This is a genomic window from Hyalangium sp., assembly GCF_045802625.1.
GTDB lineage: Bacteria > Myxococcota > Myxococcia > Myxococcales > Myxococcaceae > Hyalangium.
Map to the genome: position 1 here is coordinate 28932 of NZ_JBJMQP010000041.1, position 25788 is coordinate 54719.

17 protein-coding genes are annotated in these 25788 nt (G+C 68.6%); 4 read left to right on the forward strand and 13 right to left on the reverse strand.

Features of this window, described 5'->3' with window-relative positions:
• Positions 1 to 63: 63 nt before the first annotated feature.
• Positions 64 to 6120: an alpha-2-macroglobulin family protein gene (locus tag ACJ8AT_RS07555; protein ID WP_407736949.1), complete on the forward strand. Its 6057-nt coding sequence runs from the start codon at positions 64 to 66 to the stop codon at positions 6118 to 6120.
• Positions 6121 to 6752: 632 nt separating this feature from the next.
• Here the strand turns inward: ACJ8AT_RS07555 and ACJ8AT_RS07560 are convergent.
• The 4 genes from ACJ8AT_RS07560 to ACJ8AT_RS07575 form a co-directional block, all read right to left on the reverse strand.
• Positions 6753 to 7187 (reverse strand): hypothetical protein, encoded by a 435-nt coding sequence (locus tag ACJ8AT_RS07560; protein ID WP_407736950.1) that lies wholly within the window; start codon positions 7185 to 7187, stop codon positions 6753 to 6755.
• 50 nt (positions 7188 to 7237) lie between these two features.
• Positions 7238 to 8275, reverse strand: a complete 1038-nt coding sequence (locus tag ACJ8AT_RS07565; RefSeq protein ID WP_407736951.1) for a hypothetical protein — start codon at positions 8273 to 8275, stop codon at positions 7238 to 7240.
• 93 nt (positions 8276 to 8368) lie between these two features.
• Positions 8369 to 9631, reverse strand: a complete 1263-nt coding sequence (gene tyrS, locus ACJ8AT_RS07570) for a tyrosine--tRNA ligase (protein ID WP_407736968.1) — start codon at positions 9629 to 9631, stop codon at positions 8369 to 8371.
• Positions 9632 to 9760: 129 nt separating this feature from the next.
• Positions 9761 to 10384 (reverse strand): 5-formyltetrahydrofolate cyclo-ligase, encoded by a 624-nt coding sequence (locus tag ACJ8AT_RS07575; RefSeq protein ID WP_407736952.1) that lies wholly within the window; start codon positions 10382 to 10384, stop codon positions 9761 to 9763.
• A 408-nt stretch (positions 10385 to 10792) separates the two neighbouring features.
• On the opposite strand from ACJ8AT_RS07575, the gene ACJ8AT_RS07580 reads away from it, so the two are divergent.
• Positions 10793 to 11701, forward strand: coding sequence for a tetratricopeptide repeat protein (locus ACJ8AT_RS07580; protein ID WP_407736953.1), 909 nt, complete (start codon positions 10793 to 10795; stop codon positions 11699 to 11701).
• Positions 11698 to 12633 (forward strand): serine/threonine-protein kinase, encoded by a 936-nt coding sequence (locus ACJ8AT_RS07585; protein WP_407736954.1) that lies wholly within the window; start codon positions 11698 to 11700, stop codon positions 12631 to 12633. Before ACJ8AT_RS07580 ends, ACJ8AT_RS07585 begins: the two co-directional genes overlap by 4 nt.
• Positions 12634 to 12656: 23 nt before the next feature.
• Here the strand turns inward: ACJ8AT_RS07585 and ACJ8AT_RS07590 are convergent, their stop codons facing one another.
• The 7 genes from ACJ8AT_RS07590 to ACJ8AT_RS07620 all read right to left on the reverse strand — a co-directional run bounded on the left by ACJ8AT_RS07590 (position 12657) and on the right by ACJ8AT_RS07620 (position 20158).
• Positions 12657 to 13814: a cysteine desulfurase family protein gene (locus ACJ8AT_RS07590; RefSeq protein WP_407736955.1), complete on the reverse strand. Its 1158-nt coding sequence runs from the start codon at positions 13812 to 13814 to the stop codon at positions 12657 to 12659.
• The gene (locus ACJ8AT_RS07595; RefSeq protein ID WP_407736956.1) at positions 13811 to 14926 is read right to left on the reverse strand and encodes a DHH family phosphoesterase; all 1116 of its coding nucleotides are present in this window, start codon (positions 14924 to 14926) and stop codon (positions 13811 to 13813) included. The genes ACJ8AT_RS07590 and ACJ8AT_RS07595 overlap by 4 nt, the downstream gene beginning before the upstream one ends.
• A gap of 13 nt (positions 14927 to 14939) precedes the next feature.
• Positions 14940 to 15773 carry a deoxyribonuclease IV gene (locus ACJ8AT_RS07600; protein WP_407736957.1) on the reverse strand — a complete coding sequence of 278 codons (834 nt, stop codon included), beginning with the start codon at positions 15771 to 15773 and terminating at the stop codon, positions 14940 to 14942.
• A gap of 7 nt (positions 15774 to 15780) precedes the next feature.
• The gene (locus ACJ8AT_RS07605) at positions 15781 to 16614 is read right to left on the reverse strand and encodes a Fic family protein (protein WP_407736958.1); all 834 of its coding nucleotides are present in this window, start codon (positions 16612 to 16614) and stop codon (positions 15781 to 15783) included.
• A 123-nt stretch (positions 16615 to 16737) separates the two neighbouring features.
• Positions 16738 to 18072 (reverse strand): ATP-binding protein, encoded by a 1335-nt coding sequence (locus ACJ8AT_RS07610; RefSeq protein ID WP_407736959.1) that lies wholly within the window; start codon positions 18070 to 18072, stop codon positions 16738 to 16740.
• A 68-nt stretch (positions 18073 to 18140) separates the two neighbouring features.
• Positions 18141 to 19088: a branched-chain amino acid transaminase gene (locus ACJ8AT_RS07615; protein WP_407736960.1), complete on the reverse strand. Its 948-nt coding sequence runs from the start codon at positions 19086 to 19088 to the stop codon at positions 18141 to 18143.
• Positions 19089 to 19216: 128 nt separating this feature from the next.
• Positions 19217 to 20158, reverse strand: coding sequence for an AAA family ATPase (locus tag ACJ8AT_RS07620; protein WP_407736961.1), 942 nt, complete (start codon positions 20156 to 20158; stop codon positions 19217 to 19219).
• A gap of 191 nt (positions 20159 to 20349) precedes the next feature.
• Between ACJ8AT_RS07620 and ACJ8AT_RS07625 the strand changes: the two genes are divergently transcribed.
• Positions 20350 to 20571, forward strand: a complete 222-nt coding sequence (locus tag ACJ8AT_RS07625; RefSeq protein ID WP_407736962.1) for a hypothetical protein — start codon at positions 20350 to 20352, stop codon at positions 20569 to 20571.
• 79 nt (positions 20572 to 20650) lie between these two features.
• On the opposite strand, the gene ACJ8AT_RS07630 is transcribed toward ACJ8AT_RS07625, so the two are convergent.
• Positions 20651 to 24718 (reverse strand): response regulator, encoded by a 4068-nt coding sequence (locus ACJ8AT_RS07630; RefSeq protein WP_407736963.1) that lies wholly within the window; start codon positions 24716 to 24718, stop codon positions 20651 to 20653.
• A gap of 108 nt (positions 24719 to 24826) precedes the next feature.
• On the reverse strand, positions 24827 to 25495 hold the full coding sequence (locus tag ACJ8AT_RS07635) for a hypothetical protein (RefSeq protein ID WP_407736964.1): 669 nt from the start codon (positions 25493 to 25495) through the stop codon (positions 24827 to 24829).
• Positions 25496 to 25788: the final 293 nt, after the last annotated feature.

A 25788-nucleotide genomic window follows, 5' to 3' on the forward strand; every position in this document is an offset into this window, starting at 1 on the left:
ACGCGGGGGAGGGGTGCATTGAAAGTGTCTCGTGAGCTACAGGCCCTTGCGTAGAGTGCCCCCATGGCAACGCTCCATCGGCTGCTGGCTCTCAGCGTCCCGCTGCTCCTCCTCGCCGCGCTGACGGCTTCCGGGCCTGCGCTCGCCCAGGGCAAGGCGCCTCCTTCGTGGAAGGAGATCGATCAGCTCGTCGAGGAACAGAAGGTGGAGGCCGCCGCGCAGGGCGCCGAGTCGCGGCTCGCCCAGGCCAAGGCGAAGGGGGATGAGGACGAGTGGGCCCGGGCGCTCATCCGCACGGTGCAGCTGCGAATCGGTCTCCACGGATACGAGACGGCCGTGCGCTTCCTGAGCGATCAGCCGTGGCCCAAGGGGCTGCTGCCGCGCACGGCGGTGGAGCTCTTCTATGCCCAGGCCCTCGTCTCGTACACGCGGGCGTACCGGTGGGAGGTGCTCCAGCGCGAGCGCGTGGTCTCGACGGGACCGATCGATCTCAAGGTCTGGACGCACGAGCAGATCCTCACCGAGGCCCATCGCGCCTTCGCGGAGGTGTGGAAGGAGCGCGAGCGGCTGGGCAGCGCTCCCGTTCAGTCCCTCTCCGAGTACATCGCTCCGAACGCGTACCCGGCTGGCATCCGGAGCACGCTGCGCGATGCGGTGACGTACCTCTGGGTGGGCTTGCTGGCGGACAGCTCGCTGTGGCGGCCGGAGCAGTCGCAGGAGCTCTACCAGCTCGATCTGGGCGTGCTGCTCGCGGGGGCTCCCTCGGTGGACCTGACGGCTCCGGGCGTCCACCCGTTGATGAAGGTGGTGGCCATCCTCGGGGACCTGGAGGGCTGGCACCGGGGCGCCGGTCGGCGTGAGGCGGAGCTGGAGGCCCGGCTCGTGCGCTACGAGCAGCTCCACACCGCCTTCTCGCAGGAGGAGGATCGGACGCGCATCCGCCAGCACCTGGCTACGTTCCTGGAGGGCTTCCGGAACGTGCCCTGGTGGGCCATGGGACAGGGCTTGTTGGCGGAGCAGGAGCGGGAGGCGGACCACCGGGTGCGCGCCCACGAGGTGGCCAAGGCCGGAGCGGCGGCATACCCCAAGAGCCTGGGAGGCCAGCGCTGCGCCTCGGTGGTGAGCGCGCTGGAGGCTCCGTACTACTCGGTGGAGAGCATGAGCTCGGACGGCCCGCAGCGGCGCTCGATCCAGATCTCCCACCGCAACCTGCCAGCCCTCTACTTCCGGGCGTACTCGTTCGATCTCGAGAAGCAGCTCGGCAAGGCGAACGACTATGACCTGCTGCCCGATGGCGAGGAGCTGCGCGGGTTGCTCCGGCAGAAGCCGGCCGCTTCCTGGAGCACGCCGTTGCCGGCGACGCCGGACTTCCAGGAGCACCATACCTTTGTCACCCCGGCGCTCTCGCAGCCCGGTACCTACGTCATCGTCTCCTCCGCGCAGGAGGACTTCCGAGAGGCCAGCAACCAGGTGAACGCCGTGTTCCTGACGGTGACGCCCTATGCCTTGATCGCTCGCGCTGATGACACTCGCCGGATCGAGCTGCGCGTGGTGGAGGGCCAGACCGGCCGCCCTGTTCCGGGTGTCGAGGCCCGCCTCTTCCACATGGACTACCAGCACGGCCACCGAGAGGTGCAGCACGCGCCGACGGACTCCCAGGGAGAGGTGGTGTTCAACCGCCAGCAGGGACAGCGTTATGAGAGCTTCCTCGTCGTCGTCGGGCGGGGGAAGGACTCGCTGCTGCTCCAGAGCCCGCTGTCCTTCTATGAGCGCTCCCGGCAGAGACAGTCCTCGCAGACGCTCGTCTTCACGGACCGGAGCGTCTACCGGCCGCTCCAGAAGATCCTCTGGAAGGTGGTGGCCTTCCAGGGCAGCGCCGAGCAGGCGCGTTACAAGACGCAGCCCAACCTCCCGGTGACGGTCTCGCTTTACGATCCCAACAACCAGGTGGTCGAGAAGCGGGAGGTGCGCACCAACGCCTTCGGCTCGGCCGCGGGCGAGTTCACCATCCCCGTGGGCCGGGTGCTCGGACAGTGGCGCGTCGCCACGCAGCCCTCCGGGGCGGCCCTGGTGCGAGTGGAGGAGTACAAGCGGCCCACGTTCGAGGTCACGCTGAAGGATCCCGATGCTTCGCTGCGGCTCAACCGTCCGGCCACCTTCCGGGGCGAGGCGCGCTACTACTTCGGGCTGCCGGTGGTGAATGGCTCGGTGCGCTGGCGCGTGTACCGCGAGCCGGTGTTCATCGACGAGTGGTTCGGTGGCCGTGGCTTCAGGCCCTCGGGAGGGCGCCAGATCTCGGCCACTGGCACCTCGCCGTTGGCGGCGGATGGCTCCTTCCAGCTCACCTTCACCCCCGAGGCCGATGAGCGCGAGGCGAAGACCCCCTCGCTCACCTGGCGCTACCGCGTGGAGGCGGATGTCACGGACGAGGGCGGGGAGACACGCTCGGCGAACCGGACGTTCCGGCTGGGCTTCGTCGCGGTGGATGCTCGGGTGGAGGTGGACACGGGCTTCTTCGTCGAGGGCACGCCCGCCGAGCTTCGGGTGACTCGCTCCAACCTGGACGGCGTGCCGCAGCCGGGGAAGGGAAGTTGGCGGCTGGTGACGCTCCAGCAGCCGGTGCAGCCGGTGCTCCCCGCCGAGGAGTCCGCGCTCACGCCGCCGCGCGAGCAGCCAGCAGGTGCGGAGGAGCGCATCGTCACGCCCGGCGATCGGCTCCGGCCTCGGTGGGCCGAGCAGGACTCGCCCGAGAGCACGCTGCGCCGCTGGGCGGACGGAGCCGAGCAGGCGAAGGGCTCGGTGGAGCATGACGCCGAGGGCGTGGCACGAGTGAAGCTCCCGGCCCTGAAGCCGGGGGCCTATCGCCTTCAGTACGAGACGGTGGATGCGTTCGGCCAGAAGTTCACCACCGCGCGTGACTTCCTGGTGGCTGGCGCGAGCACGCCCGTCTCGTTGCCCGCGGCGCTGCAGCTCGAGCGGGCCACGGTGAAGGTGGGGGACACGGCGCGAGTGCTCGCGTTCTCCGGCTTCGAGTCGCAGCCGCTCTTCCTGGATGTGTTCCAGGGAGAGAAGCGGCTCCAGCATCGCCAGCTCGCGAGGGGCAAGGATCCCGCGGTCCTCGAGCTGCCCGTGACGGAGGAGCTGCGCGGAGGCTTCACCGTGGTGCTGGTGGCCGTGCGGGACTACCAGCTCCTGCGCTTCGTGCAGCCGGTGTTCGTCCCGTTCGATGACAAGGAGCTGAGCGTCGAGTTCACCTCGTTCCGGGATCGGATGCGGCCGGGAGGAAAGGAGACCTGGCGCGTGACGGTGCGAGGCCCCAAGGGCGCCAAGGTGGAGGCGGGCGCTGCCGAGCTGCTCGCGTATATGTATGACCAGTCGCTGGATCTCTTCGCGCCGCACACGCCGCCTTCGGTGAGCGGGCTCTATCCCGTTCGCATGACGAGCGTGGATCTGCGCTCCTCTCTCAGTGAGGCGTCGAGCCGTTGGATCTACGGGAACGAGCTGGGCCAGGTGCTCGGGTGGACGCCACCCACGGAGGACAGCCTCCTCTTCCTGGAGGACTACGGCCTGGGCGGGCCAGGAGGCCGGGGAGACGATTTCAAGGCGCTCCGCAGGGAATCCGGGTCCGCGAATATGGCGATGGCCGCGAGGCCTCCCAGCGAGGCCCCGCCTCCTCCGCCGCCTCCTGCTCCAACGCCGAAGCCCGAGCCCACGAAACAGTCCCTCGCGGAGGCGGACGCCGCCGGCCGTGGCGCGCAACCTTCTGGAAGCGGACCGGCAGGGCCCGAGGCCGCGCCCCAGGAGCCCCCGCGCTCGAACTTCGCGGAGACGGCCTTCTGGATTCCGCAGCTGCTGACGGGGCCGGACGGCTCGGCGACGCTGGAGTTCACGGTGCCGGACTCGGTGACGGCCTGGAGCGCCTGGGTGCACGCGGTGACGCGGGATCTCAAGGGCGGCTCGGTGCAGCGCACGGCGCGCAGCGTGAAGGAGCTGATGGTGCGCCCCTACGTCCCACGCTTCCTGCGCGAGGGCGACAAGGCGGTGCTGGAGGTGGTGGTCAACAACGCCAGCGAGCAGAGACAGCAGGGCACATTGACGCTCGACATCCTGGACACCGAGACGGAGAAGAGCGTGCTCTCGCGCTTTGGGGTCACGAGCGCCAGCCAGCCGTTCACCGTGGAGCCGGGGAAGGGGGCCTCGCTGCGCTTCGCGCTCTCGACGCCGGCGAAGGTGGGCACCGTGGCCTTCCGAGTCACCGCGCGTGCCGGCAACCTGGGAGACGGAGAGCTGCGTCCGCTGCCCGTGCTTCCGGGCCGCATGCACCTGTCGCAGTCGCGCTTCGTCACGCTGCACGGCAAGGACCGCAAGGAGCTGACCTTCGAGGATCTGCGGCGCAGTGATGATCCGAGCCGCATCAACGAGCAGCTCGTCGTCACGGTGGACGCGCAGCTCTTCTACTCGGTGCTCTCCGCGCTGCCATACCTGGTGGACTACCCCTACGAGTGCACGGAGCAGACGCTCAACCGTTTCGTCTCCACGGGCATCGTCTCCAGCCTCTATGGGCAGTACCCGGCGGTGGCGAAGATGGCGAAGGCGCTGAGCGAGCGCCCCACGCGCCTGGAGACCTGGGACGCGGTGGACCCGAACCGGAAGATGGCGCTGGAGGAGACCCCCTGGCTGCAGGAGGCCAAGGGCGGAGCGGATCCGGGGGCCGGGCTGGTGAAGGTGCTCGATCCGGCGGTGGCGAAGGCGGACCGCGCGGCCTCCCTGGCGAAGCTGCAAAAGGCGCAGACCTCCAGCGGCGGCTTCCCCTGGTGGCCGGGCGGCCCTCCGTCGCCGTTCATGACGCTCTACATCACCCACGGGCTGGCCCGAGCCGCCGAGTACAAGGTGGAGTTCCCCCGGGAGATGACCCAGCGTGCGTGGGGCTACCTGACGCAGCACTTCCGCGAGGAGTACGCCAGCAAGCTGATGAAGGAAGATCGCGGCTGGGAGTTCCTCACCCTCCTCAACTACGTGGCCTCCAGCTACCCGGACGCGAGCTACATGGGCAACGCGCTCACCGCCGCCGAGCGCCAGCGCATCCTCGACTTCAGCTTCAAGCACTGGAAGGAGCACTCGCCGTACCTGAAGGGCTACCTGGCGTTGACGCTCAAGCGCGCGGGCCGGGCGAAGGACGCGGAGTTGGTGTGGGAGAGCGTGATGGACTCGGCGAAGACGAGCCCCGAGCTGGGCACGTACTGGGCGCCCGAGGACCGGAGCTGGCTCTGGTACAACGACACCACCGAGACCCAGGCCTTCGCGCTGCGCACGCTCACGGAGCTCCAGCCGAAGGATCCCCGCCGGGACGGGCTGGTGCAGTGGCTGCTCTTGGACAAGAAGCTCAACCACTGGAAGTCCACGCGGGCCACGGCCGAGGCCCTCTACGCGCTGGTGAAGTACCTGGAGCAGGAGGGGGCGCTTGGGATCCGCGAGGACGCGAAGGTGACGGTGGGAGACAAGACCGTGCAGTTCGTCTTCGAGCCGGACCAGTACACGGGGAAGAAGAACCAGGTGGTGCTCTCCGGGCCGGAGGTGGATCCGGTGAAGAGCAGCACGGTGGTGGTGGAGAAGACGAGCAAGGGGCTCGCGTTCGCCTCGGCCACCTGGCAGTTCTCGACGGAGAAGCTGCCCACGGAGGAGCGCGGGGACTTCTTCCAGGTGTCGCGCCGCTACTTCCTGCGTGAGAGCCAGGGCCGCGAGTCCACCCTGCGCCCGCTGGCGGAAGGGGCGAAGCTCTCGCCGGGAGACGAGGTGGAGGTGCAGCTCTCCCTGCGCACCCAGCACGAGGCCGAGTACGTCCACCTGAGGGATCCCCGCGCCGCGGGGCTGGAGCCGGAGAACGCGGTGTCCCGCCACAAGTGGGATCTGGGCATCGTCTGGTACGAGGAGACGCGGGACTCGGGGACGAACTTCTTCTTCGAGTGGCTGCCCGCCGGCGAGTACACGTTCAAGTACCGGCTGCGGGCGAACATGGCGGGCACGTTCCGGGTGGGGCCCGCCACGGTGCAGTCCATGTACGCGCCTGAGTTCACCGCCTACTCGACGGGCGCGGTGCTCACCGTGGGCAGCGCCCCGTAGCGGCCGTCAGGAGGCCAGGGCCAGACGGGACACCGCGCCAGCGCCACTTGGCCCCATCACCCTCAGTTGTTCTCGTCCTCGCGCTCAGGGGCTAGCGCCGAATGACGCGAGGGCGCCGCGTCGATGCGGCCGTCGTTGGTCGGGTCGACGTTCGGTGCCCAGGCCGAGAGCGTCCCGCTCTCGGTGGCGAAGATGAAGCGGGCGGGACCGGAGGCGTCACCCTCGCCGGGCTTGTGGTGGGGGCCCCGGTGTCCAATCGCGCCGCTTCGTGGGGCGCATCAGGGCACACGGCCAGACGAGCACTGGCCCGCGCTCTCCTTGGCGCTGCCTGGGGCCATGAACCTTCGCCGCTCGCGGGCTCATGTACCTAGGGACACCCTTGCCCGCACGGCGGGCTCGCCCAAGATTTGAATTGGACTGAATCAACCGGGGGGAGGTACGACCATGTTCAAGCGATGGATGATTGTAGGTGCGGTGGCATCAGCACTGGCCTTCACGGGCTGTAGCAACGGGAAGCAGTCAGGCCAGGGCGGATCCGGAACCCAGTCTGGCCAGATGGATCAGTCGGGCGCGGGTGGCTCGGGCTCGAGCTCGGGGGACGTCGGAGCGGGCGGCAGCTCCGGAAGCAGCTCTCAGAGCGACTCGATGCAGGGTGGCGCTGGAGGCTCCGGCACGTCGGGTAGCAGCGTCGGCAGCGGCTCGTCCGGCTCCATGGGGAGCGGCACGGGTGGCACCGGTACGTCGGGCACGTCGGGCACGTCGGGCACGTCGGGCACGTCGGGGAGCAGCGGCTCGTCCGGCTCCATGGGGAGCGGCACGGGGACCACGGGCTCGACTGGCGGCACGGGCTCGAGCGACACGGGCACCACGGGAGGCTCGGGCACCACGGGAGGCTCGGGCATGTCTGGTAGCACTGGGACCACCGGCTCCAGCGGCACGGGCAGCACGACCACGAAGAAGACCGAGAAGAGCAAGAAGAGCAAGGGCGGCTCGACCAGCAGCTCCACGAAGTCGAGCACTGACACTGGGACGAAGTAGCTCGAACGCCGTGAAGGCTTGAAGTCCACTCAGGGCTCGTGGCGCGAGCAAGCCACGAGCCCTGGTTTTCAAGGAAGGGCTACTCCGAGCAGGTGGGGCGATCCGTCGTCGGGTAGAACGTGGCGATGCCGTAGGTGCCGTTGCGCGTGCCGCAGAAGATCTGCCACGAGGTGCCACCCAGCTCCGGCGCCGAGTACACGCCGCCCTCCTTCTTGCCACCGTCACGCGCGCAGCAGCGCACGAACGCCCGCGTCCCGAGCGCCGCGATGCTCACCGCGTCCTGCGTGCGCGAGAACCCGCCAATCTTCTTCACGCCACAGGACCACGGGGCCACGCCGTGGAACGAGATCAGGTACTGGTCGCCGCTGATCGCGTCGCCGCCCCGAGCCGGGCCGTCGTAACAGAGCTTCCCCTCGGACTCGAGCTGCACATAGCGCGCCTGATAGTGCAGGCCACCGATGGGGCCCCTCAGCCAATCGTCTCCGCAGAAGACGTGGGTGAAGGCGTTGCGCGGTCCCGTGCTCACCCAGAGGCCCGTGAGCCACTCGAGGTTGGCCTGCTTCGCGCTGGAGCCGCTGCGCGAACGCCCGGCCATCGTCAGCGCCTTCTGGATGCGCGGGTCGTCATAGTGACTGGAGAAGAAGCGCTGGACCTCTCCCGCGCTCACCGACACGTCCGGCCGCGCGGGGCAGAGCGCGAGGATCTCCCGGTCCACCGCGGACAGGGTAGGGGCCTTGGAGAAGAGGGGCGGCTGGTTGCACGTCGTCGCGCACCCCGAGGCCTGCTTCGCCACGGCGGACACCACCTCCATCTGCTGAGGCTTGTCCGCCTTCACCAGCTCCACGGCGCTCGGAGCGGCCTGGACCGCCGTCTCCTCGGCGCCTTCGCAGAGCACCCACCCCTCGCCCTGGCTGCCTTGCAGCTTGCACCACTTGCGGTCGGGGCCGCCCTTCTTGAGGAGCGGGTAGGAGGTGTCCGGCTCGACGGTGAAGACGACCTTCTTCGAGCCCGGCTGATCCACCGCCTCCACGCGAGTGGAGGAGACGAAAGCCCCCGAGCCGGCCAGAGCGGCCAGGGGCAGGAACAGGGTCAACAGGAGGGCAGGGAGACGCGGCATGGCGCTCGGAGCATACCTTGAGAGCTCTGAAGCCCTGCACCGTGGCGAGGGCTTGCAGGCTTGGACAGCCTCCGGGCGCGCGTATTCACGGCCCTACGACAGCTTCACCTTCGCGGCCTTCAGCTTGCCCACCTGCACCAGGTACTCGCCGGGGCCCAGCTCCGCCTTGGGGTCGGTGATCTTCTCCCCGTCCACGCGCACGCCGCCCTGCGCCATCAGCTTGCGGCCCTCGGTCGCGGACGCGACCAGCTTCGTCTCCGGCAGCACCTTCGTCACCGGCAGCTTGGGCGCCCCGGCCATCGAGATCTCCACGAGCGGCAGGCTCTCCGCGTCCAGCTCCTTCTTCGCGAAGCGCGCCTCGAAGTCCGCCGCGGCCTTCTTCCCCGCCTCCTCGCCCTGGAAGCGCGAGGCGATCTCCTGCGCGAACGCCACCTTCGCCGCCTTCGGGTGCGTCTGCCCGGACTCCACCGCCGCCTTCAGCGCCTGGAGCTCCTTGAGCGGCTTGGACGAGAGCAGCTCGTAGTAGCGCCACATCAGATCGTCCGTGATGCTCATCAGCTTGCCGAAGATCTGATCCGCGGGCTCGTCGATGCCCACGTAGTTGTCCAGGCTCTTGGACATCTTCTCGCCGACGATCTTCCCGTCCACCGCCTTGGCGTCCAGGCCCTCCAGGATGGGGCCCGTCATGATCACCTGCGGCTCCATCCCCTGTTCCTTCATCAACTGCCGGCCCACCAGCAGGTTGAAGAGCTGATCCGTGGCGCCCAGCTCCACGTCCGCCTTCAGCGCCACCGAGTCGTACCCCTGCAGCAGCGGGTACAGGAACTCGTGGAGCGCGATGGAGCGCTGCTCCTTGAAGCGCTTCTTGAAGTCGTCGCGCTCCAGCATGCGCTGCACCGAGTAGCGCGCCGCCAGCCGGATCATCCCCTCGGTGCCCAGCGCGTCGAGCCACTCGGAGTTGAAGCGCACCTGCGTCCGCTGCGCGTCCAGCACCTTGAAGACCTGCTTCTTGTACGTCTCCGCGTTGGCCTTCACCTCCTCGCGCGAGAGGGGAGGCCGCGTCACGTTCTTGCCCGTCGGGTCGCCGATCAGCGCGGTGAAGTCTCCAATCAGGAAGACCACCGTGTGCCCGAACTCCTGGAAGCGCCGCATGCGCGTCAGCAGGAGCGAGTGCCCCAGGTGCAGGTCCGGCCGGTTCGGATCGAACCCCGCCTTGATGATGAGGGGCTTGCCCTCCTTGTACGAGCGCTCGAGCTTCTTCTTCAGCTCCTCGGCCACCTGGAGATCCATGGTGCCTCGGGTCACTTCCTCGAACTGTTCTTCCGGCGTCGCCTTGCGCAGCAGATCCTGGGTCATCGCGCGCGGCACGTTACCCGAATCCGCCCGCGCCGCGAGGCCCTTTGCTCGTCAGGTGACATCCGCTTCGGGAGGAGGGTGCGCACGGCCAGGAGCCTGGCCGCTCCACCCCATCCCCGAAGCGCATGCTCACGTGTCCAGGAAGTCCCAGTCCCGGTAGAGCCCGCGCAGCGACTCGAGCTCCGTGACGACCAGATCCATGTCCACGTCGTCCCCATTCGTGGGCATCACGTCGACGATCTGATCGCTGAACGCCAGGCCGATCCGCCGGCTTCGCGCCGAGGCCGCGCGCAAGGTGGCGTCGTAGTAGCCGCCTCCGCGTCCCAGCCGCTTGCCGTCCCTCGTGAAGCCCAACCCCGGCACCACGAAGAGATCGATCTGGTCCACCGGGATCAGATCCGAGGAGTTGGAGGGCTCGCGCACCCCCAACCGCCCCGGCTCCAGCTCCGCCTCGGACTTGATGGCCCGGAAGGAGAGGATCCGACCATGGACATGGGACAGTGGATAGCAGACGATCTTCTCGTCCTGCAGCGCCGCGATGAGAATGTCCCGCGTGGGGACCTCTCCTCGAATGGGCGCATACAACGCCACCGTCCTCGCCTTCTGGTAGTAGGCCGAAGCCAGGAATCGAGACTGCACCTTCAACCCACGCCCGTCGATAAGGTCAGGCGTCATCGCCTTGCGCTTGGCCGTCAGCTCCTCGCGCAAGGACTGCTTCCGCGCTGCCTCGTCTGCCGCCACCGTCTCGCTCACCGCCGCCACTCCAGAGAAAAAGTCCCCCGCCGCATGGCCGTGTGCCTAGCGTCCATTGAACCCTATAAAAGCCAGGTGGGGACCAAAGTCATGGCTCCGTAGGCTTCCCTCTGCCCCGCGAGGGGGAGGGCTTGCGCATGGCGCCCGAAACGGACCCCGTGATGGACGTATCGGTTCGAATTTCTGCTGGGCATCACGCGCCCCGCAGGGGACAGCCCTTGAACAACTGATAAAAGTCGCTAAGTCCTCAAAGTTGTTGAAGAAACTGCGGAATATCCGAATGAAATGATAAGGAGCCTCACCGGCTAGGTCAAGGTGTCCCTCACGCGTTTACAACGTGGGCACCTGCCCCCTATGATGCGCCGGCCCTATCTCCCGATGGCACCCGTGCCTTTTACAACCGGCCTCGTGCTGGCTTTTTTCCTGGTTCCTGGTCTGGCCGCGGCGGGGTTGCCCCTGTCCGGGAGTTACCGGGCGGACTCGTACGGCACACTGGCGCTGAAGACCGAGGGAGAGCACGTCTCCGGCCGGGTGGTGGAGGGAGGCCCCTGCCACTTCGACGCCCAGCGCGAGGTGCTGGTGGGGGACTTCGAGGGCTCGGTGTTGGTGGCGCGGCTGACGGTGTGCCAGACGGGCTCCATGTGCCCGGCGGAGCAGACCTACCCGGTGCTGGGCTTCTACAACGAGGAGGACAGCACGCTGGTGGCGCATGTGCGCCTGCGCGAGGGCTGCCAGTCCCTGGGCCTGCAGAAGTCCGGGCGGTTCATCCTGGTGCCGCTCAACGCGGCGGGCTCTCCCGCGGAGACGCCGGCCGGAGGCAGCGGCGCGGTGCAGGACCCGCCTGGAAAGCGCGGGGCGCGCAACGTCGAGGCGGCCAAGCAGGCCAGCCAGCGCGGGGATCAGTTCTACAAGGCGCACAAGTGGGACGAGGCGGCCGCCCAGTTCAAGCAGAGCCTGGACTATGACTCGGGGGACTCGAACTGGCCGGCGTACCTGGGGCGGGGCTCCAGCCTGCTGAAGATGAGCCAGGTGAACCTGGCCATCAAGGATCTGGAGAAGGCGCACAGCGCCAACCCGCAGAATGGCTTCATCCTCTACATGCTCGGGTGCGCCTACGCGCAGAAGCGCGACAAGCCCAAGGCGCTGGACTACCTGAAGCGGGCGGTGAGCGCGGGCTACGAGCTGCACGCCGTCGCCGAGCACGATCAGGATCTGACGCACGCGCTGGGGAACGATCCGCAATTCAAGGATCTGGTGAAGAGCTCCCGGGAGAAGAACTCCCGCGGGACGGCAGGCAGCGGAACCTCGAGCCCGTGAGCCCCCCTGTGACGCCGCGGCCGACCCGGGTCTTCGGCAACTATGAGCTCCAGGCCCCGCTGGGCAAGGGAGGCATGGCCGAGGTGTTCCGGGCGCGCGTGCTCGCCGGGCGCTACGAGGGCTGGAACGTGGCCGTCAAACGGCTGCTGCCCTCGCTCACGGGGGATCCGTCCTCCGTGGAGAGCTTCATCCGCGAGGCGGATCTGTCCACCCAGCTGGATCACCCCAACATCGTGAAGGTGTTGGACGTGGGGATCGCCGAGGGGACGTACTACATCGTCATGGAGCTGGTGGACGGGAAGGATCTGGCCCAGATCCTGCGCCGCTGCAAGCAGCGGGGGATTCCCCTGCCGCTGGACTTCGCGGTGTACCTGGGGAAGGTGCTCCTGGAGGCGCTGGCCTACGCGCACACGGCGGTGGACTCGCGCGGCGAGCCGCTGGGGATCGTCCACTGCGATGTGTCCCCGTCCAACCTGTTCATCTCCCGGCTGGGGGAGATCAAGCTGGGCGACTTCGGCGTGGCGCGCGTGTTCGTGGATGGCTCGCGCGAGGGGGGAGAGGTGCTGGGAAAGCCCTACTACCTGTCTCCCGAGTCTCTGCTCGGCAGTGTCACGCCGGAGGCGGATCTGTGGGCCGCCACGGTGGTGCTCTACGAGCTGCTGACGCTGGAGCGCCCCTTCACGGGCAACACGCCGGACGAGGTCTTCTTCAACATCCGGCACCGGCGGTACCGGCCCATCCACGTGCTGCGCCCGGAGGTCCCCGAGCTGTTGGAGGAGGTGATCTTCCGGGGCTTCGCGGCGCGGATCGAGGATCGATTCCCCACGGCGGAGGCGTACGCGCAGGCGCTCACGCCGCACTATGACGAGCTGGTGGGCACGCCGCTGGCCATCGCCGCCGTGGTGCGCGGGCTGTTCGGCACCAGCGAATGAGTCCTGCTGGGTGAGCCGGACAGCTACGCGAGATCCTGCGCCGCGAGGGCCCGCGCACGAGGCACATGGATCCGGAGCGCCGCCACCACGCGCTCCACCTCGGCCTCGGTGGTGTCGGGGCCAAGCGAGAACCGCAGCGAGCCATGCGCCTGTGCGGGCGTGAGCCCCATGGCCAGGAGCACGTGCGAGGGCGTGAGGGTGCCCGAAGCGCAGGCGGCTCCCGAAGAGGCGCAGATGCCCTCCAGATCCAGGGCGATGAGCAGCGCCTCGCCGTCCGCGCCATGGAAGTGGAGGTTGCTGGTGTTGGGCACCCGAGGCGCGCCGCCGCCATTCACGGTGACGTCCGGGATGCTCGCGAGCACCTCGCGCTCGAACATGTCCCGGAGCGCGCCCACGCGAGCGGCGGTGGCCTCCTGGGTGGCCTGCGCCTTCTCCAGCGCCAGGGCGAGCGCCTCGGCATAGGGCACGTTCTGCGTCCCACCACGGCGCCCTGCCTCCTGGTGGCCGGGAGTCAGCCCCTGCACGTCCAAGCCCTTGCGCACCACCAGCACGCCCACGCCCGCGGGGCCGCCGAACTTGTGCGCCGAGAGCGCCAGCAGATCCGCGTCCACCTCGCGCAGGCTCAGCGGCAGCTTCCCCGCCACCTGCACCGCATCCGTGTGGAAGAGGATGCCGCGCTGGCGACAGGCACGAGCCACCTCCGCCGCCGGCTGCACCACGCCCGTCTCGTTGTTGGCCCACATCAAGGAGCAGAGCGCCGTGGCCGGCGTGAGCGCGGCCAGCACTGCCTCGGCTCGAACGCGGCCATCCGGATCAGGCTTCAGCCGGAGCACCTCCGCGCCCTGCTTCTCTAGCTGCGTCAGCGCGGCCAGCACGGCGGGGTGCTCGAGGGTAGAGGTGACGATGCGGCGGCGGCTCGGATCTGGCCGCGCGAGAAACGCCCCCTTGAGCGCCAGCGCGTCCGCCTCGGAGCCAGAGCCGGTGAAGCAGACCTCCTTCGGCTCGCAGCCCAGCACCCGCGCCACCCGGGCCCGCGCCGAGTCCAACCGCCCCCGTGCTTCACGCCCCGCCTGGTGCACGCTGGAGGGATTGCCGAAGCCCCCCTCCGTGAAGGCCCGCGCGAGCGCCTGCGCCACCTCGGGCAGCACCGGCGCGGCCGCGTTGTAGTCCCAGTAGATCACGCGTCCTGCGCGGCCAGCAGGGCCACGGGCTTCTCGTCCGCGACGCCGAACGCATCCAGGAACCGGCCTACCAGCTCGCGCTTGAGCGTCCGGCGCTGATTGGCGCGGCCCGACAGCGGCATCCGCGCGCCCGCCATGCTGCCGTGGCCTCCCGAGGAGCCTCCAAAGTCCGCGCAGATCTCCCGGATCAGCCGGCCCGCGTTCATCCGCCGATCCTTCACTCGCAGGGACACGTAGAGCTGGTTGCGGTACGTCCCATACGCCAGCGACCACTTCATCCCCTCGAGGAACATCATCCGCTCGGCCACCTCCGCCACCATGTCCGGGGAGTAGACCTCCTCCAGATCGGTGACGATGGCGGTGCCGTACACCTTCGCCTTCTCGATGGCCGTGTGGTGGAGCTGGAAGTAGCGCGCCGGCAGCTCCGGGTGCTCGATCTGCCCCAGCAGCTGCTTGTCACAGCGCGGGAAGAGCCACAGGTAGCTGTCCACGTCCGTCTGGGTCGTCTCCCGGCCCAGATCCCGCGTGTCCGCCTTGATCCCGTAGAACAGCGCGGTGGCCACCTCCACCGAGGGCTCCAGCCGCGCCGCGCGCAGGTACTCCACCACCATCGTCGAGGTGGCGCCAAAGTCTCCGCCCACGTCCGCGAACGGCGCCTGCAGGCTCTCCTCGCGGACCGGGTGGTGATCAATCACGATGTCCGCCCGCAGCCGCGCCGGCAGCGAGTGGTTGCCCACCGGCGGCTGTGTGTCCACCAGGCCGAAGAGATCGTACGTGTCGAAGTCGATCTGCGAGACGTGCGACACCGGCAGCCGCAGCACCCGCACGAAGGCGATGTTCTCCGCGCGCCCGATGATCCCACCGTAGCCCACCCGGGCCTCCATGCCCGCCCGGCGCTCCAGGATGTGAGCGAGCGTGACCCCGGCCGCGATGGAGTCCGGATCCGGGTTGTCGTGGGTGAGGATGAGCGCCCGCTTCCTTCCCCGGGCCACGCGCAGCAATCGCTCCAGCTTGTCCCGGGCCGGGAGCTGGGCGATCCGCGGTGTCGGGGGTTCCGCTCCCTCTCCGGCAGTTGCGGAGCGGCGGGTGTTGGCGGACGGTGTGCCTGGCATGGGTTCTCTTCTTTTACCGTCTCTGGCGTAGGGATTCGAGAAGCCGGATGGCTTCTCCATAACGCTCGGGAAACGGCGTCTCCAGTACCCCAATGGTGTTGACGAACCGCGGATCATTCACGAGGCACCGGAAGGCCATTCGCCCGATTGTCCCCTTGCCCACCTCTTCATGCCGGTCCACCCGGCAGCCCAGCGGCTTCTTGCAGTCGTTGAGGTGGAAGCAGCGTACCCGCTCCAGGCCCACGGTGGCGTCGCATTCGGCCATCACCGCCTCGTAGCCGTGCTCGGTGGACAAGTCGTACCCCGCGGCGAACAGGTGGCACGTGTCCAGGCACACGCCCACCCGATCCTCGCGCTCCACCTGGGAGAGGATCTCCGCCAGGTGCCAGAAGCGCCAGCCCAGGCAATTGCCTTGGCCCGCGGTGATCTCCAGGCACACGCGCGAGCGGAAGCGCGGCGTGCGGCGGTGCACCTCGTTCAGCGCCTGCGCCACGAGCTTCAGCCCGCGCCGCTCGTCCGGGTGCGCGCCCGGGTGGATGACGAGGCAGGACACGCCCAGGCGCTCGCACCGGGTGAGCTCCTCCGTCACGCACGCCACCGAGCGCTCGCGCAGCGCCGCATCCTCCGAGCCGAGGTTCACCAGGTAGCTGCCATGAGCGATGGAGGGCAGGCCCGTGCGCCGGGCCTCTTTGCGGAAGGCGCGGCGCTCGGGATCCGCGAGAGCCGGCGCCTTCCAGCAGCGCGCGCTCTTGGTGAAGAGCTGCAGGCTGCGGGCCCCGTGCTCCTCGGCGCGAGCGAACGCCTGGCTCACCCCTCCCGCGATGGATTCGTGAGCCCCGATGAGCACGGCCGCGCTAGTTGATGGCCTTGTAGCGCCGGTTCAGGTCCTTGAAGTACTTCACGCCGTTGTCGAGCGAGTTCTCGATGGCGTCCATCAGCAGCGTGCGGAAGCCCGCCACGGGGCCGCGGAAGGACTCGTAGTACTTCTGTCGATCGATCGAGTGGATGACCGCCGGCATGTAGCCGTTGCGCAGGAGAATGAGGTTCGTGCACATCCTCCCCACCTTCCCGCTGTGCTCGGTGAAGGGGAAGATCTGCAGGAACATGTGCTGCACGGTGGCCGCCTGCTTGATCGGGTGGAACTCGCGGAACTCGGCGCTCGCGGTGTAGTCCACCAGCTTCTCCAGCGCGGGCTGGATCTTCGCGGGCTGGGAGATGTCGTGGAAGTAGGTGCGGTGCAGCGGCATGTCCTTGCGGAAGCCCGCGCGCTCGCGCTCCTTGGCCAGCTCCTTCTCAGTGCGCTCGCGCCGCTCGGTGGCCGCGCGGGCCGCCATCGCCTCGGGCGTGTTGCCGATGAACAGATCATGCATCCGCTTGATCTGCGTCAGCGTGATCTGCGCGTTCTTCTTGCTGGCGTTGGCCTCCTCGCGGATGTAGTCGCAGACGGCCTTGTGCTGACGCACCTCCAGCACCACCGGCATCATGGAGGCCTCGGCGGGCACCCGGCCTGGGTAGAGCGCCGCGGTCAACTCCTGCTGCGTGTACACGACGCCCTCGAGCGCGGCGTCGTGGTAGATCCACGACATCTCGAACCGATCGAGGAAGTCGCGCGCCTTCTCCTTGAAGATGTCGAGGTAGTCGCGCAGCGCCTCGTTCTTCTCGTCAATCTCTTGGTAGCGTTCCTTCACGGACCTGCGGCTCCTTCATGCCTGCTTGCCGGTACTCCAGGCTGGATCAGGCAGTCGGCCAGCGATTGAAACTCGGCGCGGATTCTAGAAATTCCGTGGGGTTGGGACAAACAAAACCCTGCTCTACAGATCGACGAGGAAGACCTCGCACGCCTGGTCGAGCAGATCCTTGGAGAGGGCTGGCGGGATTTGCCGGTAGCGCGCGGCATCCTTGATGAGGGCCACGAGATCGCGCGGGTGGCAGGCGCGCAGCTGCATGCTGCGCGGCTTGTAGTAGGCCTCGAACAGATAGGTGACCGCCTGATCGACGTAGGGGATGCCTGCCGCCTCGCATACACGCTCGAAGATCTCCCGGAAGGTGCCCTCGTCTGGGTTCTTCACTTCAATCTTGTACTTGATCCGGCGCAGGAATGCCTCGTCCACCAGCTCCTTCGGGTCCAGGTTCGTGGAGAAGACCAGGAGCTGTTCGAAGGGGATCTCGAACTTCTTGCCGGTGTGGAGGGTGAGGAAGTCGATGCGCTTCTCAAGCGGGACGATCCACCGGTTGAGCAGATCCGTGGGGTGGACCTTCTGGCGGCCGAAGTCGTCGATGAGGAGCATGCCGCCGTTGGCCTTCACCTGGAACGGGGCCTCGTAGAAGCGGGCGCTCTCCGAGTAGATGAGATCCAACGTCTCGAGCGTGAGCTCGCCGCCCACCACCACCGCGGGCCGGCGGCAGAGCAGCCAGCGGTTGTCCATCTCGAAGGTCTGCCGGCGCCCCGAGTCGTCGTGGCCGATCTCCAGAGGCACCTGGGTGTGGTTGAGGTTGTCGAAGACCTTGATGATCTGGTTGTCGATCTCGATGCAGTAGGGGATGTACGCCTCGCCGCCGAACATGCGCGAGATGGCCTCGGCGAGGCTCGTCTTGCCGTTGCCCGGAGGCCCGTAGAGGAACAGCGAGCGGCCCGAGTTGACGGCCGGCCCCAGCTTGTCGAGCAGATCCTCGGTGACGGTGAGGTGCGACAGGCCCATCAGCAGATCATCCCGGCTGACGACGGGGTTCTCCTCGATCTGCTGGGTGACGAGCGCGTTGTACTGCTCGATGGGCACGGGCGCCGGGCCCACGTAGGTGGTGCGGGTGAGCGCGTCGCGGGCGTACTCGCGGCCCTTCTCGGTGAGGATGAACTCCACCGAGGCGCGGCCAAAGCCCTTGCCGCCGCGCAGATCCACCAGCTTCTCGTTGGCCACGAAGTCCACCACGCGCTCGATCACGCCGGACCAGGGCAGGCGCAGCTCGTCGGCGATCTCCATGCCCGTGCCGGTGCCCGAGTAGTAGAGGAACTTCAGGGCGATGTCCGAGAGCAGGCCCATCTTGAGCCCCGTCTCCTCCAGCGACTTCGGCTCCGGCGGAGCGATGTCGAGGATGGACGGGTTCTCGAGATTGAACGGGTTGTCGTCCTGGTAGCCGGGCTGAGGCATCGCGGGGGTTTTACCTCAATCCGATAGCACACTGCGGCACTCTCTGGAGGGAGAGGGCGGGCGAGCGATCAAACGTAGGTGAGCCACTCGGCGTAGCGCGGCTCCAGCCCGCGGACGACGCGGAAGTAGGTCTCCTGGACGAACTTCGTCACCGGGCCGGGCTTGCCCTCGCCGATCTGGCGGTTGTCCACCTCGCGCACCGGGGTGATCTCGGCGGCGGTGCCGGTGAAGAAGACCTCGTTGCCGATGTAGACCGCGTCACGGGTGAAGGTGACTTCCTCCACGGTGCGCCCGCTGTCGCGCAGCAGCTTGAGCGCCGTGTCGCGAGTAATCCCGTCGAGGATGGGCGAGGACAGGGGCGGGGTCTTCACCACGCCCTTCTTGTTCACCATGAAGATGTTCTCGCCGGAGGCCTCGGCCACGCAGCCGGTGACGTCCAGGAGGATGGCCTCGTCATAGCCGGCGCTGACGGCCTCGCGCTTGGCGAGGATGGAGTTGACGTACTGGCCGGAGATCTTCCCGCGCACCATGTTCACGTTCACGTGCAGGCGGTTGAAGGAGCTGATCTTCGCGCGGATGCCCTCCTTCAGGCCCTTCTCGCCCAGGTAGGCGCCCCAGTCCCAGGCGGTGATGACGACGCGGGTGGGGTTCACCGCGCCCAGGCCCATGGCGCCGTCGCCCATGAAGGCGATGGGCCGCAGGTAGGCGCCGTTGGCGAACAGCTGGCGCTGGTGGCGCAGCAGCTCCAGGCACGCCTCCTCGAGCTGTTCGGCGGTGTACGGCATCTTCATCATGCAGATGTGGGCCGAGTCCATGAGCCGCTGGATGTGCTCGCGCAGGCGGAACACGGCCAGCCGGCCATCATGGGTCTTGTAGGCACGGATGCCCTCGAAGGCCCCCAGGCCGTAATGCAGCGCGTGAGTCATCACGTGCAGCTGGCCCTCGTCCCATTTCACGAACTTGCCGTCGATCCAGATCTGGTCTGCGCGCAGCACGGAGGACGAGGTGGAGCTCATGGGACGTTCCTTGCTCGAGTGGGGGAAAGCTCGGCGGCCTTCTTTCACATGCCGTGCGCCCCGTCAAAGCGTGATTGCTCGGGCAGGGAGCGGGTGTCGGGGCGCCCCAACCTGAGGTTTTTTCTCGTTCAGGCCTGGGCGATTTGCGGGAGGTGGGCCTTCGCCTTGTCGATATCTCCCTCGTACTTGAGGACCAGATTCAAGGTGGAGGCGACCAGGTCCGCCGTCAACGCCTCGGCGTTGAGCAGCGCCAGGCTCTGGGCCCAATCGAGCGTCTCGCTGATGGACGGGGCCTTCTTGAGATCCAGCTTCCGGATGGCGGCGACGGCCTCGACCACCTGCTCGGCGAGCGTCTGGGCCACCTGAGGCAGCCGCGAGCGGACGATGCGCAGCTCGCGCTCGCGATCCGGGAAGTCGATGTGCAGGTGCAGACAGCGCCGCTTGAGCGCGTCCGACAGCTCGCGCGCATTGTTCGAGGTGAGGATCACCCGCGGGATGTGCTTCGCCTTGAACGTGCCCAGCTCGGGGATGGTCACCGCGTTGTCCGAGAGCACCTCCAACAGGAAGGCCTCGAACTCCGGGTCCGCCTTGTCGATCTCGTCCACCAGGAGCACCGCGGGCCGCTCGGAGAGCTGGGCCTTGAGGATGGGCCGGGGCAGCAGGAAGCGCTCGGAGAAGAACACCGCGTCGCCCGAGGCCAGCCGGTCCGCCGCCTCCGCCAGCGTGCCCGTGCCTGTCACCATCTCGCCGATCTTGTCCTTCAGCAGCTGCGTGTAGAGCAGCTGCTTGGCGTATTCCCACTCGTAGAGGGCCTTGGCCTCGTCCAGCCCCTCGTAGCACTGGAGCCGGATGAACTCGCGGCCGAGCGCCTGGGCCAGGGCCTTGGACAGCTCCGTCTTGCCCACCCCCGCCGGGCCCTCCACGAGGATGGGTTTGTCCATCCGGTCCGCCAGGAAGCAGGCGGTGGCGATCTCGGAGGAGGGCAGGTAGCCGACCTGCTCCAGGCGGCTGGCCGCGTCCTCGACGCTGGTGAAGGGGCGGGACTCGGGCGGCGGGGCAGGGGGGCTCACACCCTGAAACTTAATCGAGCAGATCCCGCACACTGTGGCAAAAATGCCAGGGTCCTGCCCGTTCCTGCGCCAGGGTGCTCGCCAGCCTTACTTCCAACCCCCTGGAAACACAGATGGAAATAAGTTGTGCAACCCGGGCACACCCCGTGCATCCATACCAGGCATTCCGGTTCTCGTAGAGGTGCGCAGTCATGTGGGTGTGGTTCAGGATGGTGATGGCGCTGGTGGTCATGCTGCTGCCGGGGGGCTTCCCGGCGTTGCTGGCCTTCGTGACCACGCGGACACTCCTGGTGCGGTGGCGGGTGGCGCAGGCGCAGGCCAACGGCCGCGAGGTGTCCTTCTTCCGGGACGTGATCGCGACGTTGCACTTCCGGGATCTGGTGCGCGAGGCGCGCGCCGCTGCCGCCCTCTGACTCCGAGGCAGCAGACTTCAGCGGGCAGGGCCGGGGGTGAGCGCGGCCCCGTGAAGGACCGCGCTCCCGGGGACGACGGTCAGGACTTGTCCAACTCGTCCACGAGGGACGTCCAGTCGTCCTCTTCCTTCTTCACGGCGGACAGCGGCACCATCACGGTGCGGTCCGCGGGATCCTCGAACTCCTGAGGAAGCGCGGGCGCCGGAGCGGGGGCGGCCTGCTGGACCGGAGCCGGTGCCTTCTTCGCGGCGGGCTGGGCCGCTGCGATGGCCGGACGGCTGGTGGTCGTCGAGGTCCGAGCCGCGGCCGGGCGCGCTGCCGGAGCCGCCGGAGCCGCCGGAGCCGGAGCCGCCGCCGCCGTGTTGAGCTGGGTCTTCACGGCGGGCTCGTCTTCATCCGCGGCGGGTGCCGGTTTTGCGGCGGCCGAAGGCTTGGCGGCGGCCGAGGCCCCAGCACCGGGGCCCTTGCTCTTGTAACGAGCCAGCTCCAGCTCGGCGACCTTGAGCGCCTTGCTCTTCTCCTGGACGGACTGCTGGAGGCGAGCCACTTCCTGGGCCTTGATGCTGTCGCGGCGCTCCAGCTCCGCCTTCTGCTTGGCGTTGAGATCCTCGATCTCCTTGAGCTGCTTGGCCTCCAGCTCCTTGCGCTCGCGCTGGGCGGTGGCGAGCTTGGTGGCGGCCTCGGTGACCTTGGCCTCGGCGGCGGTCACCTTGGCGTTGAGATCCTTCTCCGCGCGGTTCTTGGCGCTGACGGCGTTCTCCAGCGCCAGCTCCAGCTCCTGGATCTTCCGGGCGCGGGTGGTGAGCTGGCCCTGGGTCTCCTTGAGCTTGGCCTCGGCGTCGGCGGTGCGCTGCTGGGCCTCCTGGGTGAGCTGGGCGATGCGGGCCTCGGCGGCGGCGAGCCTCTTGGTGAGATCGTCCGCGGTGCGCTTGGCCTCGTTGCGCTCGGCGGTGGCGGCCTGGGTCTGCTGCTGCAGCCGGTTCTCGGCCTGCTGGAGCTGACCGGCCAGCCCGTCGCGCTCGGCGGTGAGCTTGGCCTGGGCGTTGCCCGCCTGGCGCAGCTGCTCGTCCCGGCCGGCGATGTCCTTGCGGGCCCCGTCCAGCTCTCCGGAGAGGTTGGAGATCTGCTGTTGCAGCGCCTCGGCCTGGCGGCGGGCGTCGGCGGTCTGCTGCGTCAGCTTCGCATCGAGCTGCTTGAGCTGCTCGGTCTTCGCGTTGACGTCGCGGGTGAGGGCCTCGGTCTGGCGCTGCTTCTCCTGGGTGACGGTGGTGAGCTTGCGGAGCGTGTCGGACAGCTCCTTGCTCTTGCCGGCCAGATCGTTCTGGAGCAGCTCCTCGCGGCGCTGGGACTCCTCGGTGAGCACGTTGAGGCGCTCTTCGAGGTGGTGCCGGGCATCCTCGGTGTGCGCCAGCTGCGAGGTGAGCTGGGTGACTTCGGCCACGCGCTCGCCCAGCTCGTTCTTGGTGTGGGCGAGGTTGTCGGCCAGCTCCTGGCCGTGGTCGCGGGCGTCGGTGAGCTGGGCCTCCAGCTCCGCCTGGGTCTGCGCCGCTTGCTGGCGCGAGGCCGCGTGCGCCGCCTGCTCCTTGGCGAGCGTGTCGCGCGTCTGGGCGAGCTGGCCCTGGGTGGTGGTCAGCTCCTGGACGGTGGCGTCCAGCTCGCCGCGCAGCCCGTCACGCTCCTCGATGAGCGAGCTGATCTGCGCGGTGGTCTCCGCCGCGAGCTTCTGGTGCGCGGCGTGCTCGGCCTCGTAGTTGCCCTGGGACTCGGACAGCTCGGCGCGCAGCTGGCCGATCTGGCCGGTGAGGTCCGCCTCCTGGGCGGCCTTGGCCTGCTCGGTCTCGTGCAGGACGCCGGTGAGCCGATCAATCTCCTCGCGCGAGGCCTCCAGCTCGCCCGTGCGCGTGGAGAGCGTCTCCTGCGTCTGGGAGAGGGTGGCGCGGGTCTGCTCGAGCGTGGCCTTGGTCTCGGTCAGCTCGCTGTCCAGCTCGTCGCGGATGGCCTCGGTGGTGGCCAGCTGGGACTTGGTCTTCTCCAGCGTGCCCTGGGTCTGCGTGAGCGTCTGGGTGGTGGCCTCCAGCTCGCCGCGGGTGCTCGAGAGCGTCTCTTCCGTGCGCGCCAGGGTGGCCTGGGTCTGCGTGAGCGTCTGGCTGGTGGCCTCCAGCTCTCCGGTCAGGCTGGAGATCCGGCTGTCCCGGTCGGACACGTCCGTGCGCAGGCCCTCGATGGAGTCATCGCGCTGGGCGATGGTCTGCTCCAGCGAGGAGATGTGGGCCTGGAGCGACTGGATGTGGCCGTTGAGGTTGGTCTCCAGCGTGTTCTTGGCGGTGGTGAGCGCCTTGAGCTGTCCGGTGAGCTCGGCCTGCTGGGCGTCCTTGGCGGCCTGCAGGGCCTCGAGCTTGCCGGTGAGCTCCTGCTCCAGCGCGTCCTTGGCCTGGGTCAGCGCCTCCAGCTCGCCGCTGAGCTCGGCCTCGCGGTCGGCCAGGTGCGTCTTGACCGCCTCGACTTCGCCCTCCAGCTCGCCGATGCGCTCCAGGTGCTGCTGGATGGTGGAGTTGAGCTCCGCCTCGTGCTGCTCGTTGCGGGAGATGGTGTCGGCCAGCTCGCGATCGAGGGCGGAGATCTTCGTGTCGCGCTCTTCGAGGCGCTGGGTGAGATCCTGCTCCTGCGCATCCTTGTCCAGCTTGAGCTGGTCGCGCTCGCCGATGGTGCGAGCGAGGTCCGCCTCCAGATCGGCGATCTGCTGGTTGAGGCGGGACTCGAGCGCCGCTCCCAGGGCCTTGAGCCGCTCGATCTCCGCGTCGGACTGGGCGCCGTGCTCCTCGGCGGCGGTGGCGCGCTGCTCGAGGGCACGGACGGTGGCGTCCCGCTCCTGCTCGGTCTGCTTGAGCCGCTCCTGGAGCCCCTGGATGTCACCTTCCAGCGCCGCGTAGTGCAGGTCGCGCTCGCTGAGCGTCTGGGCGAGGGTGGCGTCCAGCTCCTCGCCGCGGCGGCGCAGCTGGTGGATCTCCTGCTCGTGGCCGCGGAGGGTGTCGTTGAGCTTCTGCTCGCGGACCTCGGACTCGAGCGTGGAGGTGTTGAACTGCTTCTCGAGCTTCTCGTACTCGTCGCGGGCGCGCTCGATCTCCGAGGCGCGGCGGGCCAGCTCGTCGTCGCGGTTGTTGACCTCCTTCTTGAGGACATTGATGTCCTTCTCCTTGGCCGCGACGACCTCGATGAGGTCCTTCTCGGCCGAGAACTTCTGGAGGAGGAGATCGTCCACCGTGGCGCCGTGCTCACGCTCCTTCTGGAGCATGGCCGTCTGCGCGTCGTTGAAGCGGCGCAGCAGGTCGTCCACCTGCATCTTCAGGCCCTGTAGCTCCACGTCCTTCTCGTGGAGGCGGTCCTCGACGGAGCCCAGCTCGCGCTCGCGCACGCTCCAGATCTCCGAGATGCGGGCCACCTGGGCCTCGCGCACCTTCAGCTCGTCGCGCAGGACCTGGATCTTGCCCTCGGGCGTGCCCATCAGCTCCCGCTTGGGCGGGGTGCGCTTGCTCTGGCGGGACTCGGCCAGCAGCTCCGCCTTGCGGTCCGCGATGGACTGGAAGGCGCGGTCGAGGAACTGACGGTCCTCGTCGGTGATGGCGCTGCGGCGCTCGCGCTTGGGCAGCTTGGGCGGGCCACCGGGAGGGGGCGCGCGCAGGGGCGGCGGCATGGGCGGGGGCGCGTCACGCGGCGGGGCGTTGCCGGACAGCGACGCGTCCAGCGAGGCCTCGGCCTCGGCATCCTCCGGGTTCCCGGGCGGGATGATGTTGGAGCTGAGCGAGGCCAGCTCCTCCAGCGCGAAGGGGATGACGAGGTAGCCATCCGCCGCGGCGGGCGTCTCGCGGTGCTTCTTCAGCGCCTCTTCGCCGGTGTCCGACGAGAGCAGCAGCACCTTGAGGTTCTGGCCCCACTTCCCCTTCTTGATCTGGCCGCAGAGGGTGAAGCCGGACTGGTCCGGCAGCTCGGCTCGTAGCACCACCAGATCGGGCCGGCGCTTCTCCATCTCGCGCTGGGCCTCGTTGGCAGTGGTGGCCATGGCCGTCTGATACCCCGCGCTGCGAAGCACGGTGGCCATGCTGAGGGCGAATTCGTTCTGGCTTTCGACGATGAGGACCCGACGCTCCATGAAGTCCTTCGATTCGCGATGGCTCGCGAAAAGTGCAGTGAAAACCGGGCCATCCTATCCAGCGTTCGCGGGGCAGGGAAGTTTCCCTGGCGTGCTCGGTTGGCTGGTTTACGAGCGTTTACCGCGCGAAGCCCCCTGGATCACAGGCGAAGGCGGCACCCGGGAGGGATCCGTCGGCTCCTCGTCCCGGCCTGGGAAGTTGGTGGGAGGTGTGTGCCTGGCGAACTGCGCTCCTTCTGGGGGGCAGTAGCCGTGGGCGAGCTGGGCGAACCAGGGATCCAGCGCCGACTCGAGGGGCGCGGGTTGAAGGCCTGCTTCTGACTCAGGCACGGCCTGTTCGACCGGGGCGCTGGCCTTCTGGGGAGCAGCCCCGCTGGGCTTGAGCGCGGCGTCGGCCTGCTGGACTTGATCATCCGGGGCCTCGATGGCCTCGGCGGCGTCGACCTCTTCGACCCCGTCGTCGGCGGCCTGGACCTGATCATCCGCTTCGGGGAGCTCATCGTCCGCGGCCTCGACAGGCTCCGCGTCGGCCTCCTCGAGCTCGTCGTCCGCGGCCTCGACAGGCTCCGCGTCTGCCTCTTCGAGCTCGTCGTCCGCGGCCTCGATGGCGTCCGCGGCGTCGGCCTCTTCGAGCTCGTCGTGGTTGAGCTCCTGCGGTTCTTCCACCCGCGGTTGAGGGTGGGGAGGGGTGGGAGCCGCATCCAGCGGCGCCTCGTCCGAGATCTCCTGGGCCTCTTCTTCGGAGAGCTCCTCGGGCTCCTCTTCCCGGGCAGCCACGGGAGGCGGGCTCGCCACGGGCGGTATCGCCCCAGAGGGCCGCGGCGGAGGTGTGGGGCGAGGGAGCGGCGGAGGTGTGGGCTCCACCGGCGGTGACGCGCGAAGGATCGGAGGCGCCGCGGGCTCCACCGGAGACGTCCGAACGATGGGAGGAAGCGAGGGCTCCACCGGCGGAGACGAGCGAGGGCTCGAAGGCGCTGCGGGCGCCACCGGCGGTGACGTCCGAACGATGGGAGGAAGCGAGGGCTCCGCCGGCGGTGACGTGCGAAGGATCGGAGGGGGCGTGGGCGCCA